At 60.9% G+C, this 16652-nt stretch carries 19 protein-coding genes; 7 read left to right on the top strand and 12 right to left on the bottom strand.

All coding sequences use genetic code 11. From position 1 onward, the window contains the following. Positions 1 to 12: 12 nt before the first annotated feature. Positions 13 to 681, bottom strand: a complete 669-nt coding sequence (locus JOE34_RS15055; RefSeq protein ID WP_003344165.1) for a polysaccharide lyase family 7 protein — start codon at positions 679 to 681, stop codon at positions 13 to 15. Positions 682 to 1219: 538 nt separating this feature from the next. Between JOE34_RS15055 and JOE34_RS15050 the strand changes: the two genes are divergently transcribed. Genes JOE34_RS15050 through JOE34_RS15030 form a run of 5 tightly spaced genes read left to right on the top strand, consistent with a single transcriptional unit; the run spans position 1220 to position 6273 of the window. Continuing rightward, a complete protein-coding gene (locus JOE34_RS15050) occupies positions 1220 to 1672 on the top strand; it encodes a MarR family transcriptional regulator (protein WP_003344167.1) in 453 nt (150 codons plus the stop codon). Next, complete coding sequence (locus JOE34_RS15045) at positions 1669 to 3756, top strand: FUSC family protein (RefSeq protein ID WP_032660824.1); 2088 nt, start codon at positions 1669 to 1671, stop codon at positions 3754 to 3756. The genes JOE34_RS15050 and JOE34_RS15045 overlap by 4 nt, the downstream gene beginning before the upstream one ends. Continuing rightward, positions 3753 to 3962, top strand: coding sequence for a DUF1656 domain-containing protein (locus JOE34_RS15040; RefSeq protein ID WP_003315925.1), 210 nt, complete (start codon positions 3753 to 3755; stop codon positions 3960 to 3962). The genes JOE34_RS15045 and JOE34_RS15040 overlap by 4 nt, the downstream gene beginning before the upstream one ends. Further along, on the top strand, positions 3959 to 4843 hold the full coding sequence (locus JOE34_RS15035) for an HlyD family secretion protein (RefSeq protein ID WP_010425284.1): 885 nt from the start codon (positions 3959 to 3961) through the stop codon (positions 4841 to 4843). The genes JOE34_RS15040 and JOE34_RS15035 overlap by 4 nt, the downstream gene beginning before the upstream one ends. Then, positions 4840 to 6273, top strand: a complete 1434-nt coding sequence (locus JOE34_RS15030; RefSeq protein ID WP_024961084.1) for an efflux transporter outer membrane subunit — start codon at positions 4840 to 4842, stop codon at positions 6271 to 6273. The genes JOE34_RS15035 and JOE34_RS15030 overlap by 4 nt, the downstream gene beginning before the upstream one ends. Before the next feature lie 20 nt (positions 6274 to 6293). Here JOE34_RS15030 and JOE34_RS15025 read toward each other — a convergent pair whose 3' ends face one another. Next, positions 6294 to 6836 (bottom strand): GNAT family N-acetyltransferase, encoded by a 543-nt coding sequence (locus tag JOE34_RS15025; RefSeq protein ID WP_010425287.1) that lies wholly within the window; start codon positions 6834 to 6836, stop codon positions 6294 to 6296. A 262-nt stretch (positions 6837 to 7098) separates the two neighbouring features. Here JOE34_RS15025 and JOE34_RS15020 point away from each other — a divergent pair, with 262 nt between their 5' ends. Both JOE34_RS15020 and JOE34_RS15015 read left to right on the top strand, forming a co-directional pair. Continuing rightward, positions 7099 to 7932 carry an ion transporter gene (locus tag JOE34_RS15020; protein WP_003391436.1) on the top strand — a complete coding sequence of 278 codons (834 nt, stop codon included), beginning with the start codon at positions 7099 to 7101 and terminating at the stop codon, positions 7930 to 7932. A gap of 100 nt (positions 7933 to 8032) precedes the next feature. Beyond that, a complete protein-coding gene (locus JOE34_RS15015) occupies positions 8033 to 9031 on the top strand; it encodes a sulfate ABC transporter substrate-binding protein (RefSeq protein WP_024664906.1) in 999 nt (332 codons plus the stop codon). Between the two features lie 58 nt (positions 9032 to 9089). On the opposite strand, the gene JOE34_RS15010 is transcribed toward JOE34_RS15015, so the two are convergent. The 10 genes from JOE34_RS15010 to ccmA are packed head-to-tail and all read right to left on the bottom strand — an operon-like array spanning position 9090 to position 16480. Continuing rightward, the gene (locus JOE34_RS15010) at positions 9090 to 9497 is read right to left on the bottom strand and encodes a lipoprotein (protein ID WP_003316888.1); all 408 of its coding nucleotides are present in this window, start codon (positions 9495 to 9497) and stop codon (positions 9090 to 9092) included. Positions 9498 to 9508: 11 nt separating this feature from the next. Further along, the gene (ccmI, locus tag JOE34_RS15005; protein ID WP_046266916.1) at positions 9509 to 10702 is read right to left on the bottom strand and encodes a c-type cytochrome biogenesis protein CcmI; all 1194 of its coding nucleotides are present in this window, start codon (positions 10700 to 10702) and stop codon (positions 9509 to 9511) included. Then, the gene (locus tag JOE34_RS15000; RefSeq protein ID WP_003316886.1) at positions 10699 to 11169 is read right to left on the bottom strand and encodes a cytochrome c-type biogenesis protein; all 471 of its coding nucleotides are present in this window, start codon (positions 11167 to 11169) and stop codon (positions 10699 to 10701) included. The genes ccmI and JOE34_RS15000 overlap by 4 nt, the downstream gene beginning before the upstream one ends. Further along, positions 11166 to 11702 (bottom strand): DsbE family thiol:disulfide interchange protein, encoded by a 537-nt coding sequence (locus JOE34_RS14995; RefSeq protein ID WP_003319244.1) that lies wholly within the window; start codon positions 11700 to 11702, stop codon positions 11166 to 11168. Before JOE34_RS14995 ends, JOE34_RS15000 begins: the two co-directional genes overlap by 4 nt. Continuing rightward, the gene (locus tag JOE34_RS14990) at positions 11699 to 13672 is read right to left on the bottom strand and encodes a heme lyase CcmF/NrfE family subunit (RefSeq protein ID WP_046266915.1); all 1974 of its coding nucleotides are present in this window, start codon (positions 13670 to 13672) and stop codon (positions 11699 to 11701) included. Before JOE34_RS14990 ends, JOE34_RS14995 begins: the two co-directional genes overlap by 4 nt. Before the next feature lie 3 nt (positions 13673 to 13675). Beyond that, positions 13676 to 14143, bottom strand: coding sequence for a cytochrome c maturation protein CcmE (gene ccmE, locus JOE34_RS14985; protein ID WP_044313279.1), 468 nt, complete (start codon positions 14141 to 14143; stop codon positions 13676 to 13678). Further along, a complete protein-coding gene (ccmD, locus tag JOE34_RS14980) occupies positions 14140 to 14316 on the bottom strand; it encodes a heme exporter protein CcmD (protein WP_010425302.1) in 177 nt (58 codons plus the stop codon). Before ccmD ends, ccmE begins: the two co-directional genes overlap by 4 nt. After that, positions 14313 to 15116, bottom strand: a complete 804-nt coding sequence (locus tag JOE34_RS14975) for a heme ABC transporter permease (protein ID WP_010425303.1) — start codon at positions 15114 to 15116, stop codon at positions 14313 to 14315. The genes ccmD and JOE34_RS14975 overlap by 4 nt, the downstream gene beginning before the upstream one ends. Positions 15117 to 15170: 54 nt before the next feature. Next, positions 15171 to 15842, bottom strand: coding sequence for a heme exporter protein CcmB (ccmB, locus tag JOE34_RS14970; protein ID WP_003370279.1), 672 nt, complete (start codon positions 15840 to 15842; stop codon positions 15171 to 15173). Then, on the bottom strand, positions 15839 to 16480 hold the full coding sequence (gene ccmA / locus JOE34_RS14965) for a cytochrome c biogenesis heme-transporting ATPase CcmA (protein ID WP_024682911.1): 642 nt from the start codon (positions 16478 to 16480) through the stop codon (positions 15839 to 15841). Before ccmA ends, ccmB begins: the two co-directional genes overlap by 4 nt. Between the last annotated feature and the right edge of the window lie 172 nt (positions 16481 to 16652).

Genomic DNA, 16652 nt, shown 5'->3' with positions numbered 1-16652 from the left:
GGTGCGCGAGGATCAATTCTTTTTCTCGTGGGCAATGGCCAGCTTGTAGAACGTGGCCGAGCCGCCTTCCGTGGTGTAGCCGGTATTGTCCTGGGTATAGACCCCTGCCTTGAAGTAGAACAGTTTGCTGGCCCAGGCTGAATCCAGCTTGGCGTACCAAACTGCGTCAAAGGCATTGACCGTCAGATCGCCAGACGGCGACAGGTTGATGGTGTAGTTGAACTGCTTGTTGAGCGGCACACCTTGCGCGATGGTGATGACCTCGATTTCCGAGTCCGGCGTACGACGAAACTTGGCGACGATGTTACCGGTCTGCAGCTTCTCCTTGTACTGATACTCCACCTTCAGCAGCGGTTCGGTGCTCTGGTAGCAGTGAATCTGACCGATCACGATCTTGCCACTGGAAGGCACCTGATCGACTTCCAGGGTGGCGCGCAAAAAGTTGTCGGCACTCGAGTAGGCCCAGTTGAAGACTCTTCCGTCTGAAGTCGTCTCACGCAATTCGGAACGCGGGTACTTGGCGTTTTCGGTGGTTGACCCCGTCACCGGCGCCCAGAAGAACAGCGTATCCCCCGATTGAAAGTAGCCATCCCGGTAGCCCTTTACCAACTTGGGGGTTTCGATAATGGTCGCAGGGCTTCCGACAGGTACGGAGAGATTCCAGGTAGCAAGGTCGATCATCGCGTAGCTCGCAAGGTGCGCATCGCGCACCAACTGAATGGCTCTGAAACGGGTGTGCTGGCCCGTTTGGTCATCCAGACTATCGGCTGAATCGTTTATTTTTTAAACAGCCTCGACAACGCTTTGGCGTCAACAAACCGTCTAAAAATAGCCAATGCCATCACTGCGATATCAATTGTTGCGATGCAGCCATGTGCCACTGTCGAGCTACAAGCGTTGATTAACGTGAAGAAGTGTTTTGTGAAACGCGTCATTTTTTTGAATGTGTCGAGGCCGATACAGCACAAAAAACCGCAAATCACCGACAGACGGTAGCAATTATCTTCGTCACAAATGAACTTCCGCCACTTGAAGCTGACCAAGGCGACCCTTTTAGGGCGTCCCGTCTTCTCGAAACGCGCTATTAACGGATTAGAAAGAAAGCGCCTCCGCCGGGCGGCTTCGGGTTGACTGTAAGCAGTTGTTACGGGATATTAGTTAGCAAGCTATTTATATCCCTACTAACAATATTGCTCCTAACTAAATTCCTGGTGTTTCCATGTCTGTCGAATCCCTGCATCGGACAATCAGCAGTGGCCTGGTGGCCGCGTCTCGCCAATGGCGACGCATCTGCCAGAACACGCTGGTGACCTATGGCATTTCCGAAGCCTGCGCAGGTCCGCTGTTGGCCATCGCACGCCTGGGCGATGGCGCACATCAGGTAAAAGTCGCCCAGGCGGCCGGCATGGAGAGCCCGACGCTGGTGCGTCTGCTCGATCAGTTGTGCCAGGCCGATATCGTTTGCCGCACCGAAGACCCGAATGACCGCCGCGCCAAGGCCTTGAGCCTGACGCGCAAAGGTCGCGCACTGGCCTGTTCCATCGAAGCCGAGCTGACCCGCTTGCGTGCCGAAGTGCTGCAAGGCCTGCAACCTGCCGACCTGGAAGCCACCTTGCGGGTGTTACAGGCGTTTGCCGATGCGGCGCAGCGCGAACACGGGGGCCAGGCTTGAACGGATTTTTCTCCAGCGTTCCACCTGCACGTGACTGGTTCTACGGTGTACGCACCTTCGGCGCGTCGATGCTGGCGCTGTACATCGCATTGTTGATGGAAATGCCCCGCCCCTACTGGGCAATGGCCACGGTGTACATCGTCTCCAGCCCCTTCGTCGGCCCGACCAGTTCCAAGGCGCTGTACAGAGCGGCAGGAACCCTTGCCGGTGCTGCGGCCTCGGTCGTGCTGGTGCCCATGTTCGTGCAGACACCCTTGTTGCTGGCCATCGTCGTCGGGCTGTGGACCGGCACCTTGTTGTTTCTGTCCCTGCACTTGCGCACCGCCAACAGCTACGCATTGATGCTGGCCGGCTACACCATGCCGCTGATTTCGCTGCCAGTGGTCGACAACCCGCAAGCTGTATTCGACATCGCGGTGTCGCGTACCGAAGAGATTTTTCTTGGCATCATTTGCGCCGCTGTCGTGGGTGCGATGTTCTGGCCCAGACGCCTGGCGCCGGTGTTTCAGGCCACCACGGAAAAGTGGTTCAGCGATGCCGCGACCTACAGCCAGCGTTTTATCAGCCGCACCTGCCAGCCCGAAGAAATCGGTACGCTGCGCAATTCGATGGTCGGCAGCTTCAACTCGCTGGAAATGATGATCGGCCAGTTGAGTCACGAAGGCGCCCGCAAGCAAACCGTGCGCAACGCCAATGAACTGCGCGGCCGGATGATCCACCTCTTGCCGGTCATCGATGCGCTGGACGACGCGCTGTGGGCGCTGGAGCGACGCACGCCAGAGCTGCTGGCCAGCATCAAGCCCTTGTTGCACAAGGCTTGCGACTGGCTCGAAAGCACTGCCGATGGGCCGCAGGTGGAGCAATGGCAGCAGTTGCACCGCGATCTGCAGAGCCTGCAACCGGGCTCCGCGCAACTGGACGACCGCAATCAACTGCTGCTTTCCAATACGCTGTTCAGGCTGGGTGAGTGGATCGATCTGTGGCTGGATTGCCGAACCCTGCAATACGCGATCAAGACCGACGACCAGTCACAGTGGCGCGCGGTCTATCGCCATTGGCGCCTGGGCCGGCTGACCCCGTTTCTCGACCGCGGTCTGATGCTCTATTCGGTGACCTCGACAGTACTGGCGATCATCGCCGCGTCGGTGTTGTGGATTCTGCTCGGCTGGAAAGACGGCGCAAGTGCCGTGGCACTGGCGGCGGTGTCGTGCAGCTTCTTCGCCGCCATGGACGACCCTGCCCCGCAAATCTACCGGTTCTTCTTCTGGACCCTGCTCTCGGTGGTGTTCGCCAGCCTGTACCTGTTTGTGGTGCTGCCCAACCTGCATGACTTCCCGATGCTGGTGCTGGCCTTCGCCGTGCCGTTCATATGCGTCGGGACCCTGACCGTGCAGCCGCGCTTCTTTCTCGGCACGCTGCTGACCATCGTCAACACCTCGTCGTTCATCAGTATCCAGAGCGCTTATGACGCGGACTTCATGAACTTCCTCAATGCCAACCTGGCGGGTCCTGCCGGGCTGCTGTTCGCCTTCATCTGGACCCTGGTGTTCCGCCCGTTCGGCGTCGAACTGGCGGTCAAGCGCCTCACCCGTTTCAGCTGGCGTGACATCGCCAGTCTCAGTGAAAACGCTTCGCTGGCCGAGCATCGGCGCATGGGCGTGCAAATGCTCGACCGCCTGATGCAGCAACTGCCGCGCCTGACGCTCACCGCCCAGGACACCGGGATTGCCTTGCGTGAACTGCGCGTCGCGCTGAACATGCTCGACCTGCTGGCCTACACCCGCCGTGCCACGCCTGCGGCCCAGGTACTGCTGCGTCAGGTGATCGAAGAAGTCAGCGGCTATTTCAAACAGTGTCGCAAGGCCGGTGAACGGCTGCCGGCGCCCAGAGGCCTGCTGATGGCCATGGACCGCGCACGCCGTTCACTGACCGATCAGGAGATGGGCGACAACCCGGCCCGACTGCACCTGCTGCATGCTCTCAGCGGCCTGCGCCTGGCGCTGCTGCCGGGGGTCGAAATCGTCACCGTAGGCGGCGAACTGACCGAGCAACTGCCGCACAACATCGATGGAGCGCCCCTGTGATCGGTGATCTGGACATCAGCGGGATCTTCATCCCCACGTTCCTGGCGATGATGGGCATCGCCTATCTGCTGTTTCTGGTCGTGCACGCGGTGCTGTCGCGTGCCCACTTCTACCGTCTGGTCTGGCACCGGGCTTTGTTCAACGTAGGTCTATACGCTTTGTTGCTCGGCGCCGTGGATACTCTAAGTCGATACCTGATGACATGAAAAAACCGATACTGACACTGGGCCGCGTGGTCCTGACCCTGCTGGTTGTCACCTTGGCCGCCGTGGTCGTATGGCGCATGGTGATGTATTACATGTATGCACCGTGGACGCGCGACGGGCATATCCGCGCCGACATCGTGCAGATCGCACCGGACGTGTCCGGGCTGATCCAGAAGGTCGAAGTCACTGACAACCAGCCTGTGCACAAGGGCCAGGTCCTGTTCACCATTGATCAGGACCGCTTCCGTCTGGCACTGCGCCAGGCGCAGGCGACGGTCGCCGAACGTCAGGAAACCTGGGAACAGACGCGCCGCGAGAACAAACGTAACCGGGGCCTGGGCAATCTGGTCGCCCGCGAACAACTGGAAGAAAGCCAGTCACGCGAAGCCCGAGCCCTTTCGGCACTGGGCGAATCAAAGGTTGCGGTAGATGCCGCGCAGTTGAACCTGGATCGCTCGGTGATCCGCAGTCCGGTGGACGGCTACCTCAACGACCGCGCCCCCCGCGAACATGAGTTCGTCACTGCCGGGCGTCCGGTGCTTTCTGTGGTCGATTCGACGTCGTTCCACATCGACGGATATTTCGAGGAAACCAAGCTCGATGGCATCCATGTCGGCCAGGGCGTCGACATCCGTGTCATCGGCGACAACGCGCGGCTGACCGGCCATGTGGTGAGCATCGTTGCCGGTATCGAAGACCGCGATCGCAGCAGCGGCTCGAACCTGCTGCCCAACGTCAACCCGGCCTTCAGTTGGGTGCGTCTGGCGCAGCGGATTCCGGTGCGGATTGCCTTCGATGACGTGCCTGCCGATTTCCGCATGATTGCCGGGCGTACCGCGACAGTGTCGATTATCGACGACACGCAGGAGCGCAGCCGATGAAACGTGCTTTACGCGTGGCCGCGCTCGGCTTTACCGCCGTGCTGTCGGCCTGCCAGATGGTCGGTCCGGATTACCAGTTGCCCAAAGACGGCGCGATCAATCGCCCTGACTTGCAGGGTGAACTGGCTGGTCGCTCGGTCAACACGGTTTCGGCCCCGGTGCCTGCTCACTGGTGGCGCCTGTACCAGGATGCGCGTCTGGATGAGCTGGTGGGCCAAGCCATAGCTTCTAATACCGACCTGCGCATCGCTGCCGCCAACCTGCAGCGTGCCCGCTATCAGACCTCGGAAGCCGAGGCGGCCGGCGGCTTTACCAACGGCGCGAAGATCGGCGCGCAGCGCGTGCAGGAGTCCGGCGAGGCGTTTCTGCTGACCGACAAGGTGCCGGTGGCCAATGTCGGCGATGTGGGTCTGACCACTTCGTACCAGTTCGATCTGTTCGGCACCTTGCAGCGTGGCATCGAAGCGGCGCAGGCCAATGTCGATGCCAATCAGGCGGCGGTGGATACGGCACGTATCACGGTGGTCGCCGATGTGGTGCGCGCGTACACGCAGATTTGTGCGGCCAACGAAGAGCTCGACATCGCCCGCGAATCGCTGGAATTGCAAAAACAGAGTGTGTCCCTCAACCAGCGCCTGCGTGATGCCGGGCGTGGCGATGAAACCCAGGTCACTCGTTCGCAAACGCAGTTCAAGTCATTGCGCGCCGAAATGCCCCGTTACGAGGCGCGTCGTCAGGCTGCGATGTTCCGCCTGTCGATGTTGCTGGCCAAACCTGTCGAGCAACTGCCCGCCGGGGTCAGCACCTGCAACCAACTGCCGCATATTGCGCAGGTCATGCCGGTGGGCGACGGCGCAGCACTGCTCAAACGCCGCCCGGATGTGCGTCAGGCTGAACGCCATCTGGCGATGTCGACTGCCGAGATCGGCGTTGCCACCGGCGAGCTGTATCCGGACATCAGCATCGGCGCGAGCATTGGCACCACCGGCCTGATCGAGAACCTTGGCAAGCCGGCGGCCAATCGCTGGGGCTTCGGGCCGCTGCTGAACTGGACTATCCCGTCCAACGGCTCACGCGCCCGCATCCATCAGGCCGAAGCCTCGGCGCAAGCTGCGCTGGCGCGATTTGACGGTGTGGTGCTCAATGCCATCCGTGAAACCCAGACCGGTCTGGCGCAATACACCGCCCTGCTCGACCGCCGCGACGCGCTCAAAGACGCCGAGCAATCTGCCAAGGAAGCGGCTGACCAGACACACCGTTTCTATCAGGCCGGACGCGCTTCGTTCCTCGCCGACCTGCAGGCTACGCGCACTTACACTGACGTACGCGCGCAGATGGCCGAAGCCAACACTCAGGTGGCGATGGGGCAGATCAATCTGTTTCTGGCACTCGGCGGCGGCTGGGAGAAGGATGACGTGGCGCAGCAGTAGGATGGGCGTTCGCCTCGCCATCAGGCGTGGTTCGGATTGATCAGTGCTCTGAGGACATGATCTTCCCAGACACCGGCAATTTTCAGGTAGGCGCGCGCGTGCCCTTCCTTTTCGAAGCCGAGTGATTGCAGAAGTCGCTGACTTTTCAGGTTGTGTGGCAGGTGGTTGGCCATGATTCGATGCAGGCCCATGTGTTCGAAGCAGTAGCGATTGGTGACCTCCAGTGACCTTTTCATCAAGCCCTGCCCCTGAGCGGTTTCTGCCAGTGAGAAGCCGAGGTTGCAGGCCTGGAAAGCGCCTCTCACGATGTTGGTGTAGCTGCAGCGTCCCAGCAATTCTCCGTCCGGAGCGGTGATAAGGAAAAAAAACGCGCTGCCGACCTGCATGCTTTCCCATTGCTGCTGGACCCTTGACCGGGCGTTTTCGAGAATGAAATAGTCATCGTCCCTTAGCGGTTCCCAAGGCTGCAGATGCTGGCGATGGGTATTTTCATAACGGTTGATCAGCTCGGCATCATCAAATGCCAATATCCTGAGAGAAAAGCCTTCGCCTGCATACTGCATGTTTACTCCCCGTGTCAGTCACTACCCGGATTATCGTTCACACGCTCCAGCGTGGGAATGTAGTTCGTGATGCACTGCGTCACACGGCGGTTCTGCGATATCAGGTAGATTGGGGTTCGGCTCAGGTCACCTTTACAGCGGCTATAACGCCCTCTTCGCGAGCAAGCGAAGCGTCGCCCGGCTCGCTCCCGCAAGTCTTGTGCGCTTGCACTCAACCACACAATGCTCCTAGGCTCTCCCGATCTTTGATTCGGGAACCACCATGGACAGCTCTCTCAGCCGCCGCGAGCGGTTGCATATTGTTATTTTCGAGGCCAATACGCCTGCCGGGCGGACGTTTGACAAGGCGGTGCTGGTCGCGATTCTGCTCAGTCTGCTGGTCACTATCATCGACAGCATCGAGAGTATTCATCGTGATTACGCGATGCTTTTCGCGTGGATCGAATGGGGCTTCACGCTGATGTTTGCCATCGAATACATGCTGCGCCTGTATTGCTCGCCGCGGCCGCTGAAGTACGCATTCAGTTTCTACGGGCTGGTGGACCTGCTGGCGATCGTGCCGGGCGTGCTGTCTATCTATTACAGCGATGCGCAATACCTGCTGATCGTGCGGATCATCCGTATGCTGCGGATTTTTAGGGTGCTCAAGCTCGGCACCTACCTGCGGCAGGCCAATTACCTGCTGGCGGCGCTGCGTGGCAGCAAGCAGAAGATCATCGTGTTTCTGGTCACGGTGTCTACGCTGGTCACCGTATTCGGCACGCTGATGTATGTGATCGAAGGTCCGGAGCATGGTTTCACCAGCATTCCCAAGGGTATTTACTGGGCCATCGTGACCCTGACGACGGTGGGCTTTGGCGATATCGTGCCCAAGACTCCACTCGGCCAGATGCTCTCCTCGCTGGTGATGATTACCGGCTACTCGATCATCGCCGTGCCCACCGGGATATTCACCGCCGAGCTGGCCAACGCCATGCGCGGCGAGCAGTTGAAACACGACTGCCCGGTGTGCTCGAAAAACCTTCACGAGCACGGCGCGGCGTTCTGCTCACGCTGCGGCAATCAATTGTTTAAAAAAACAGAGCACACGGCATAAGCAAAGATCTTTTCGGTCTTTAAACCGCAGGCGCGATGCTGATAGTGTCGCGGCATTACGCCATCAGGCTGATCACACTCTTCATCTCAAGGACCCTGCAGTGAATAAACTCTTCGCCGCCTCGCTACTGGCCGCCGGCCTGGCTTTTGCCAGCGCTGCCCAGGCAGCTCCAACGCTGCTCAACGTCTCCTATGACGTGATGCGTGATTTCTACAAGGACTACAACAGCGCCTTCCAGAAACACTGGAAAGACGAGAAGCATGAAGATGTGACCGTGCAGATGTCCTTCGGCGGATCGAGCAAGCAAGCGCGTTCGGTCATCGACGGGCTGCCGGCTGACGTGATCACCATGAACATGGCCACTGACATCAACGCCCTGGCCGACAATGGCAAGCTGGTGCCGGAAGACTGGGTCAGCCGCCTGCCAAACAACAGCGCGCCCTTCACCTCGGCCACGGTGTTCATCGTGCGCAAGGGCAACCCGAAGGCGATCAAAGACTGGCCGGATCTGATCAAGGATGGCGTGGAAGTCATCGTGCCCAACCCGAAAACCTCGGGCAACGGCCGCTACACCTACCTCTCGGCCTGGGGTTACACCTTGAAAAAAGGCGGCGATGAAGCGGCGGCGAAGAAATTCGTCGGTGATCTGTTCAGCCATGTGCCAGTCCTTGATACCGGCGGCCGTGGTGCGACCACAACGTTCATGACCAACCAGATCGGCGACGTGCTGGTCACCTTCGAGAACGAAGCGGAAATGATCGCCCGCGAATTCGGTCGCGATCAGTTCGAAGTGGTTTACCCCTCCGTGTCGGCAGAAGCCGAGCCACCGGTGAGTGTGGTCGACAAGGTCGTGGACAGGAAAGGCTCCCGCCCCCTGGCTGAGGAATACCTGAAATACCTGTGGTCACCGGAAGGCCAGGAGATCGCGGCCAAAAACTACCTGCGCCCGCGTGATCCGCAGGTGCTGGCCAAGTACACCGATCGCTTCCCGAAAGTGGACTTCCTCTCGGTGGAGAAAACCTTCGGTGACTGGCGCACGGTGCAGAAGACCCACTTCATCGACGGCGGTGTGTTCGACCAGATCTATCCGGGCAAATAAACCGCTCAGGCGATGCAAAACGGCGACCTTCGAGGTCGCCGTTTTTATTGAGCCTGGATCATTTACTGAACTGTTTGCCCAGCCCTGCCGGCACGCCACTGACATCAGTCGCCTGCCACGGACCGTTGGGGCTGGTTGCCCAGCTCCAGCCGTCATTCCACTGGTAGTAAGTGCGCTGGCGATAGAAGGTATTAGGCTGATCGTCCATCACGTACACGCCCAGGCGCGGGTCCCAGTGGCTGCCGCCGCCCGGTGGCGGCGCGAAACTGGCCGAGGACTTCGGCGCTGCGGCAGGCGCCTTGGCAGGCTCCGACGGCGCGCTACTCGGACGCGGTGCGCCGGGCTGCTGGCCACCCGGCAGGTTAAGGATAGGATCCTGGCTATGTGGCGGTGCCGGATGCTGGACAGCACAGGCACTCAGGCCAACGACCAGACCCAACAAGGTGATGCGTGCGGTACGGTACATAAGCGAATTCTCTAGTTATCCGGACTGTCAATGGTCAACGCCTGCTGCGCCGCAGTATCACTGGCCAGTGGCTGACTGCGGCCGACCCACTCACCGGTGGTTGGCTGCCCTGCGCGAGACACTCGCGCAACCAGTTGGACTTGCGCAAAGTTCGACAGGTTCAGTTGCGGCATCATTGCGTCGGCATCGCTCAGTTCCACGTCGGCAGGCAAGTCCGCCACGGTAATGCGTTTGACCGCCAAAGGCGCCGCCGGGCCATTGATGGCGCGGGCAAAGATGAACACGCTGTCGTTCGGCCTTACCTTGCCTTGAAGCGCCGCAGCCAGCTCGACATGAATTTTTATCGATTTAGTCTTCACCGCCGGCGCCGCGTTTGCCACGCGTTTGGCGAGGTTTTCTCTGGCGCGGGCAATACCGCCTTCCAGTGCCGAACGCGATGCGTCATCTGCGGGCAGTGCTGCAAGCAACCGGGTCCAGTAATCCACCGCCGCCTGATAGCGCTGTGTTTCGAACGCGGCAATCCCGAGCAGGCCAAGGCTAGTGACTTCCTTGGGGTCAGCCTGCAGCGCTTCGTCGGTCAGCTCCTGCACCTGGGGTGTGAAGTGTTTGCCACTGGCGAAATACAGCGCCTGAGCCCACTGCCCGAGCAACTCGGGCTGCCTTCCGGCCAGCGCCACCGAGCGCTCGAACATCTGCGCGGCATCACCCGGACGGTTCTGCGCCATGTAGCTGCGCGCCAGAAAATAAAGGTTTTCGGCTGAATCCGGTTGAGCCTGCACGCTGCGCTCAAGGCGCTGTGTCATGTCTGCCAGTGAGGTCGGTGGTCGAGCGAATTCGCGACTCAGTTCAACCCGGTCACTGGCACCCAGCTGGAGATAGCCCGCCAGCCCCAACAACGGGACCAGCAGCGCAGCCAGCACCAGCAAGGGCTTGCCCAGACGCGATGTGCGGGCGGGCTCTGCGCCTTCGGTGTCGGCAAGCAGCTCACGCGCTGCTTCGGCACGTGCAGACTGCAATTGCGCCACCGACAGCACGCCCTGCTCGTGCTGAACCTGCAGCTCGCTCAGTCGCTCTTGATACAAGGCCACGTTCAGAGCTGTGCGGTCTTCTTCCCGTTGCGCGCGATGGCCGCGCAGCAGCGGAATCAGCAAAAAGCTCAGCGCGACCATCAGCAACAGCCCGGTAGCCATCCAGAAGTCGATCATGGGCGGTGCTCATCCAGCAAGGTGGCAAGACGCTGCTTCTCATCTTCGCAAAGCTCGTCGGTCTGTGCGGATTGTGCCTTGCGGCGGCGGCCAACGATAAGGCCGATCACCACAAACCCGCCAACCAGCAGGCCGGCGGGCCCGAACCACAGCAGCCAGGTGCGTGCATTGAGGCTCGGCTTGTAGCGAACGAAATCGCCATAGCGATCGACCATGAAATCGATGATCTGTTGATTGCTCTGCCCTTCGCCCAGCATGCGGTAGATTTCCTTGCGCAAATCAGCGGCAATCGGCGCATTGGAGTCGGCAATGTCCTGGTTCTGGCATTTCGGGCAGCGCAGTTCTCGGGTCAGTTCGCTGTAGCGCGCGCGCTCGGCATCGTCGCGAAAGGCATAAGCGTCGATGGCCGCGTGGGCGATGCCGGAACACAGCACGCTGAACAGGACGATCATCAGGCAGCGCTTCATGGCCGCGCCTCATCGACCAGTTGCTGATAACGCGCGGCAAGCTTTTCGCGCCACACTGCGTCGTCGATAACCCCGACGTGTTTGTAACGAATGACGCCTTGGGCATCGATCAGGAAGGTTTCCGGCGCACCGTATACCCCCAGGTTAAGGCCCAGAGAGCCGTCCTGGTCACGAATATTCAACTGATAAGGATCATGGAATTCCTTGAGCCATTTCAGCGCGTCCGCGTTGACGTCCTTGTAATTCACGCCGTAGATCAGCACGCCCTGCTGCGCCAGCCGGGTCAGCACCGGATGCTCCACCCGGCAGGCCACGCACCAGGTGCCCCACACGTTGACCAACGCAGGTTTGCCGAGCAGATCGGCACGGCTCAACATCCGCTCGCCCTGCACCGCCGGTAGCGAGAATGCCGGAAAAGGCTTGCCGATCAGTGCCGAGGGCAGCTCGGCGGGGTCCAGATACAAACCGCGATACAAAAACGCCGCTACGCCCAGAAACAGCACCAGTGGCAGCACCATGACCCAGCGTCTCATTGTGCTGCTCCCGACAAACCCAACGCCTCGCGCACCTTGCTCTTTACCCGGGTGCGATAACGCCGATCCAGCGCCGCCAGCACCCCGCCCAGGCCGGTCAGCAGGCCGCCCAGCCAGATCCAGCGCACAAACGGTTTGACGTGAACCCGAACGGCCCACGCACCATCGCCCAGCGGTTCACCCAGGGCGACATACAGGTCCCGGCTGAAACCGGCATCAATGCCCGCTTCGGTCATCATCGACTGCTGCACGGTGTAGAGGCGCTTCTCCGGGCGCAGTTCGGTCAGTTTAACGCCGTCGCGCAACACGCGAACGGTGCCCCGATCAGAGGTGAAGTTCGGCCCTTCATAATGCCGGGCACCCTCGAAGACAAAGGTATACCCACCCAGTTCGGTGGACTCGCCAGGGGCCATGCGCAAATCGCGCTCGGCGCTGTTCTGGCTCGACAGCACCACCCCCAGCGCGCACACGACAATCCCAAGGTGCGCCAGCTGCATGCCCCAATAGCTGCGGGTCAGACCGCGTGCGCCGCTGAGCAGACCCTTGTGGCGGGTCTTGTCGAGCAGGTCGCGAACCCCGGCCAGCAGCACCCAGGCGGCGAGCATCAGGGTCGCCAGCACCGCCCACTGGAAATCGCCCAGCAGCAGACCGGCCAGCACCGCCAGGACGACGCTGCCGATTAGTACCGGGGCCAGCATGCCGAGCAGCCATTTCAGCGGCGTGTCCTTCCAGCGCACCAGTACGCCGACCGCCATCACCACCATCAACAAGCCCATCAACGGCACGAACAGCGTATTGAAGTACGGCGGGCCGACCGACATCTTGGCGCCGCTCATGGCATCAATCACCAGCGGATAAAGGGTGCCCAGCAGAATCATGGACGCAGCAACCACCAGCAACAGGTTATTGCCCAGCAGCAGGGTTTCCCGCGACCACAGGCCGAATCCGACCTGGCTTTTGACCACCGGTGCGCGAATCGCGAACAGGGTCAGCGAACCGCCGACCACGACCAGCAAAAACATCAGGATAAACACACCGCGTGCCGGGTCCGAGGCAAAGGCGTGCACGGAGGTCAGCACCCCGGAACGGACCAGGAAGGTGCCCAGCAGGCTCAAAGAAAACGCAGCAATGGCCAGCAATACCGTCCAGCTCTTGAATACGCCACGTTTTTCCGTGACCGCCAGCGAGTGAATCAGTGCAGTGCCGACCAGCCAGGGCATGAACGAGGCGTTTTCCACCGGGTCCCAGAACCACCAGCCGCCCCAACCCAGCTCGTAATACGCCCACCACGAGCCGAGGCTGATGCCGATGCCGAGAAAGGCCCAGGCCACTAGCGTCCACGGCCTGGACCAGCGCGCCCAGGCAGCGTCGAGTCGACCGCCGAGCAAGGCCGCAATGGCGAACGCAAAGGCCACGGAGAAACCGACATAGCCCATGTACAGCATCGGCGGATGCACGATAAGGCCAATGTCTTGCAACAACGGGTTCAGATCACGTCCATTCGCGGGTATCTGCGGCAACAGACGCGCGAACGGGTTGGAGGTCATGATCAGAAACGACAGGAAACCCAGGCTGATCATGCCCATCACGGCGAGGACCCGCGCCAGCATCACCTGCGGCAGTTGCCGTGAAAACACCGACACGGCGAAGGTCCAGCCGCCGAGAATCACGGCCCAGAGCAGTAACGACCCCTCATGCGCGCCCCACACGGCACTGAACTTGTAGTACCAGGGCAGCGCGGTGTTGGAGTTCTGTGCAACGTAGGCGACGGAGAAGTCGTCGACCATGAACGCGTAGGTCAGACAACCGAAGGCGAAGATCAGAAAGCTGAACTGGCCCCAGGCTGCCGGACGGGCAAGGCTCATCCACAGGCGATCACCGCGCCATGCGCCGATCAGCGGAATGATGGCCTGCACCAGCGCAAAGCAGAATGCCAGAATCATGGCCAGCTGGCCGAGTTCGGGAATCATCGATCAACCCTGTTTGACGGGTGTGGAAGGCGCAGCCGGTGCCGTCTGACCGCTGTCACGCAGCGCCTTGGTGACCTCGGGGGGCATGTATTTCTCGTCATGCTTGGCCAGTACCTCATCGGCCACCACTACGCCCTGTGCATTGAGTTTGCCCAGCGCCACGATGCCCTGCCCTTCACGAAACAGATCAGGAAGAATGCCTCGATAGGTGATGGTTACCGACTTGTTGAAATCGGTGACCACAAAACGCACGTCCAGCGAATCGGCCGAGCGCTGCAAGGAGCCCTTTTCGACCATGCCGCCAGCCCGAATGCGCGTATCCAGCGGTGCCTCGCCATTGGCGATCTGGCTGGGGGTGTAGAACAGGTTGATGTTTTCCTGCAAGGCGCCGAGGGCCAGGGTCACGGCCAGACCGACACCGGCCAGCAGCGCGACAATGATCAACAAGCGTTTTTTGCGCAGCGGGCTCACGGGCGATTCTCCCGCTTCAGGCGACGTGCCTGCTGTTTCAGAAAGCGCTGCCGCGCCCATAGCGGCAACGCCACGTTGATCAGCAGCACCACAAGGCACAGCCCGTAGGCCGACCAGACAAACACCCCGTGGCGGCCCATGGCAAGAAAATCGCTGAGCGATGCAAAACTCAAAGCGTGTTCTCCGACTGCGCTGCTGTGTGGCCCAGGCTGCGCAGAATCTCGGCCTTGACCCACTGGGTGCGCGCTTCGCGACGCAGCACTTCAAGACGCATGCGCATCATCAACAGCACGCCGAACAAGCAGTAGAAACCCAGTGTGGTAAACAGCAGCGGCAGCCACATTTCAGCCGGCATGGCGGGTTTCTCCGTGAGGCTGAACGTCGACCCTTGGTGCAGGGTGTTCCACCACTCGACCGAATACTTGATGATCGGAATGTTCACCACACCGACGACGGCCAGCACCGCGCAGGCCTTGGCGGCGCTGTCGCGGTTACTGATGGCGTTGCCCAGCGCGATCAGGCCGAAATACAGGAACAGCAGAATCAGCATCGAGGTCAGTCGCGCGTCCCAGACCCACCATGCTCCCCAGGTGGGCTTGCCCCAGATCGCGCCGGTCGCCAGCGCCAGCGCGGTCATCCACGCGCCAACGGGTGCAGCGCAGTGCAGCGCGACATCGGTCAGCTTGATTCTCCAGACCAGCCCGACCAACCCGCACACGGCCAGCATGACGTAACAGGACTGGGCGAGCATCGCGGCAGGGACGTGGATATAAATGATACGGAAGCTGTCGCCCTGCTGGTAATCCGGCGGCGCGAACGCAAGGCCCCAGACCATGCCGATGACCAGTAACAGCAAAGCGGCAACACTCAGCCAGGGCAGCAGGCGTGCGCTGACGCGGTAAAACCCTTTCGGCGAGCCGAGCGTGTGCAGCCAGGCCCAACCGATGCTGCTTTTCATGGCGTTGCTTTTCATCAGAGTGCATCCAGGGTGTTGACCGGCATCGAAGTCTCGATCCCGGAACCTCAATTATTCGCCGATGCTGATTTTCAGGCCAGCGGCTATCGCAAAGGGTGTCAGGGTGATCGCCAGCGCCGCCAGGCTGCCCAGCCACAGCAGATAGCCGGTCGTCGGCATGCCCTGCAGCGCGGCCTGCAACGCGCCACTGCCCAGAATCAGCACCGGGATGTACAGCGGCAGAATCAACAATGCCAGCAGCAGGCCGCCACGCTTCAAACCCACGGTCAACGCCGCCCCCAACGCCCCCAGCAGGCTGAGCACCGGGGTGCCCAGCAGCAGCGAAACCATCAACACCGGCAGGCACTGCACCGGCAGACCGAGCATCAAGGCCAGCAAAGGTGACAACAGTACCAGTGCCAGCCCGGAAAAAACCCAGTGTGCCAGCACTTTGATCAGCACCAGAAGGGCCAGCGGGTGCGGCGAAAGGACCCACTGCTCCAGCGAGCCGTCCTCGAAATCACTGCGCAACAGCCCGTCCAGCGACAGCAGCACGGCCAGCAGTGCCGCCACCCAGACCAGCCCCGGCGACAAGGTTTGCAACAATTGCGTCTGCGGCCCCAGCGCCAGCGGGAACAGGGCGACCACGATCGCGAAGAACACCAGCGGGTTGGCCAGCTCTGCCGGACGCCTCGCCAGCAGCCGCACCTCACGGAGCATCAGCAGAACAAACACATTGCTCATGCTGACCACTGCCCCAGGTCGAGGTCCCGATAGCCCGCGGGCAGACGGCTCAGGCTGTGGTGGGTGGTCATGACAATCATGCCGCCGTGTTCACAGTGCTCGGCGAGGTGTTTCTCCAGTTGCTCGATGCCTTGGCGGTCGAGCGCGGTAAACGGCTCGTCGAGCAGCCAGAGTGGCGGGCCCGGCAGGTACAGACGTGCCAGCGCGACGCGACGCTGCTGCCCGGCCGACAAAGTGTGACAGGGCACGTCCTCGAAACCTGCAAGGCCGACCGCATCTAGCGCGGTAGCTATCGCGCCGGCATCGGCTGGCTGGTGCAGGGCGCTGAGCCAGGACAGGTTTTCCAGCGGCGTCAGCACATCCTTGAGCGCTGGCGCATGACCGATCCACAACAGCTTGCTGCCCGGTGCCGCGGGCCCACGATCCACTGGCTGCGCGTCGAGCACCACCTGCCCGGCCGTTGGCTGCATCAACCCGCACAGCAGGCGCAGCAGGCTGGTCTTGCCGCATCCGTTGGGACCGCTGATCTGCAGCATGTCGCCCGCGTGCAGATGAAGATCGAGGTTTTCGAACAGCATCCGCCCGTCCCGCTCACACGCCAGAGCCGTCGCTTGCAAAAATGGGGTGGCTGGGATCATGAAGCGTTTCCAGTGCTTTGCGTCGCGAAATGTGCCAAAACAGAGACATACAGAGTAAAACGCGGTTCAAGTCGGGATTGATACGGCCGTTACATGAAGAGAAGTTAATGGCGGCTGGTCCGGTTTCGGCCGGTATTATACATGCGAGTCCTGTTATCAAAGGGGCAATTTC

Source organism: Pseudomonas sp. PvP028, assembly GCF_017832255.1.
Taxonomy (GTDB): Bacteria; Pseudomonadota; Gammaproteobacteria; order Pseudomonadales; family Pseudomonadaceae; genus Aquipseudomonas; species Aquipseudomonas syringae.
The sequence above is the reverse complement of the archived record's forward strand: the minus strand, read 5'-3'. Positions and strand labels throughout refer to the sequence as shown.